The organism is Streptomyces sp. NPDC060002, from assembly GCF_042737245.1.
Lineage (GTDB): Bacteria > Actinomycetota > Actinomycetes > Streptomycetales > Streptomycetaceae > Streptomyces.
The window spans coordinates 1-1,152 of record NZ_JBHWUW010000074.1; the positions used below are offsets into that span (position 1 = coordinate 1).

Below are 1,152 nucleotides of genomic sequence, written 5' to 3' on the forward strand. Positions count from 1 at the left end.
TCTCACCCCGCGTGCCGGCGCCCCCGGGGGCTTCACCCCCCGGTGTTTGTTCTAAACACCACCGGGGGGGCCGGGTTTTCCCGCCGCCCCCCCCCCTTCCGCATGATCGGAAACCGTTGTGAAACCGCTTCGGAGCGAGTTGTACCGCAGCAGCCCGGTCAGCGACACCGGCGTTGACGACGCGTCTGCGGCCGGCGTCCCCGCCCCGACGGCCAGGCGAGAACGGTGGCAGCCCAGCCGAGTGGCCACAGCGCCGCTCCCAAGGTCCCCGCCTCGACGCTCACGCGGCCGCTGCCTCCGCCGTCGGGAATCCGCCGGTGCGCAGCACACGTCCGCCGGGCAGTACGGCGTACACCTCACAGCCGTCCCGCGCGGCCGCCCACTCGACACCGTCCGTGCCCATGGCGAAAGCGGCCGTGGCGACGGTGTCCGCCTCGGTCAGGGTCGGGGCCACGACGGTCAGGCTGTCGAGGCCGGTCGCCGGACGGCCCGTGCGGCCGTCGATGATGTGGTCGCCGCGCTCGTAGCGCGCGGAGGTCGCCACGGCCCCGTCGGTGAGGTCGAGAACGGTACACAGCCGGTCGGCGATCTCGGGATGCCGTACGCCGACCCGCCAGGGACCGCCGGAGACGACCACGTCGCCCCCCGCGTTGAGGCAGAACCGGCTGAGCCCGGCCCCGGTCAGCAGCTCCGCCGCCCGCTGCACGGACCAGCCCTTGACCACCGCACAGGGGTCCAGGCCGCGGCCGGGCAGCCGGATGTCGAAGGCGCCGCCGGTGGCCACCCGGTACCGCTCGCAGATGTCGAGCACCTCCACGAGGTCGGCGCTCAGCTCGTCGGCCGACAGCTCGCCCCGGCCGTACCGGGAGACCTCGCTGTCGGCCTTGAACGGGCTGAACCGTGCGTCGACCTCGCGCAGCCACGCGAACACGGCGTCCCCGCTCTCGTCGGGGACGACGGTGTCGTCGACCCGCAGCGAGACCGGGAACCCCATGACGTGTTCGACGCGGTGCACGTCAGGCGCCCTTCGCGTCGATCGCGGCCTGGAGCGACTCCTTGTAACCGTCGCTCGTGATGGTCGCGCCGGAAACCGTGTCGATGTCCGCACTCTGCGCGGTAAGCGTTTCCGCAATCAGCTTCGGCACCGCCGCG

The 1,152-nt window shown here is 72.7% G+C and carries 2 protein-coding genes; both read right to left on the reverse strand.

Going from position 1 to position 1,152, the window contains the following annotated elements; genetic code table 11:
- Positions 1 to 280: 280 nt before the first annotated feature.
- Complete coding sequence (locus tag ACFWBD_RS37455) at positions 281 to 1,015, reverse strand: FAD:protein FMN transferase (RefSeq protein WP_385677320.1); 735 nt, start codon at positions 1,013 to 1,015, stop codon at positions 281 to 283.
- A gap of 1 nt (position 1,016) precedes the next feature.
- The coding region (locus ACFWBD_RS37460; protein ID WP_385677409.1) for an FMN-binding protein at positions 1,017 to 1,152 on the reverse strand (136 nt) is incomplete at its 5' end.